This is a genomic window from Curtobacterium sp. PhB78 (assembly GCF_003751685.1).
Lineage (GTDB): Bacteria > Actinomycetota > Actinomycetes > Actinomycetales > Microbacteriaceae > Curtobacterium.
Genome location: NZ_RKIA01000015.1, coordinates 1 through 1,228, shown reverse-complemented (window position 1 = coordinate 1,228; position 1,228 = coordinate 1). Strand labels below are relative to the sequence as shown.

The 1,228-nt window shown below is 66.0% G+C and carries 1 protein-coding gene; it reads left to right on the top strand.

What is annotated here, in order from left to right:
- Positions 1-186 precede the first annotated feature (186 nt).
- A complete protein-coding gene (locus tag EDF53_RS18895) occupies positions 187-1,221 on the top strand; it encodes an IS30 family transposase (protein ID WP_123294985.1) in 1,035 nt (344 codons plus the stop codon).
- Positions 1,222-1,228: the final 7 nt, after the last annotated feature.

Below are 1,228 nucleotides of genomic sequence, written 5' to 3'. Positions count from 1 at the left end.
CTTGGGTTCAAGGGGTGGTTGCAACACCTTGAGTGGTGAGGTGTTGGTGTGGGTCGTTGGCACACGCGTGAGGACAAGCGACGGTTCTGGGCTGCGTTGGCGGAGCTTGGGAGCACGACCCTGGCCGCGGCCGCGACTGGTGTGAACCGGTCGACGGCCGCGGACTGGGTCAGCCAGGCTGGCGGCATGCCGCCCGTGCTCGCTGCTCCGTCCGGTGTCCGGTTGTCGCTCGAGGAGCGTGAAGAGATCTGGTTTGGTCGGTCTCGGGGGCACTCGCTCCGGCAGATCGCTGCCCGGCTCGGTCGGGCACCATCGACGGTATCTCGTGAGCTGCGCAACGCGGGCCGGGGCGGGTATCGGCCCTCAACGGCGCAACGGATCGTTGATCAGCGGCGGGCCCGACCAAAACCACGCAAGCTCGCCATCAACGGTCGGCTCCGGGACTACGTGCAGACTGGGTTGGAAGCGGACCGTTCACCGGAGCAAATCATGCTCCGGCTGCGGCGGGACTTCCCACACGATCCGGAGATGCGGGTGTCGCACGAGACGATCTACCAGGCCCTGTATGTCGAGGGCCGTGGTGGGGTGAAACGCGAACTCCAGGTCGCGTTGCGCACCGGGCGGACGCTGCGCCGGCCGCGGGGGCGGGAACAGCGTCGGTCGCGGGCGGACATGCTCGAAATGGTCTCGATCGCGGATCGACCCGCCGAGGTCGAGGGTCGTCTGGTCCCCGGGCATTGGGAAGGGGACTTGATCGTTGGGAAGGACTCGGGTTCCGCGATCGGCACCCTGGTCGAACGCACCACCGGGTTCGTGATGCTGCTCCACCTGCCGACTAAGCACGGCGCTGCCGAGGTGCGAGATCAGATGATCACCGCGATCGGGAAGATGCCCGAGATGCTCCGCAAGTCGGTCACCTGGGACCAGGGCATCGAGATGGCGTCCCACAAGCAGATCAGCATCGCGACCGGGATCGAGATCTACTTCTGCGACCCTCACTCGCCCTGGCAGCGCGGCTCGAACGAGAACACGAACGGGCTGCTGCGGCAGTACTTCCCGAAGGGACAGGACCTGTCCGTGTTCCCCGCGGACTACCTCGACTACATCGCCGACAAGCTCAACAACCGACCACGCAAACGCCTCGACGCCATGACGCCGAGAGAGGCTCTCGACGAGCTACTCTCGGCGTCACTGACAGGCGGTGTTGCACCGACCACTTGAATCCACC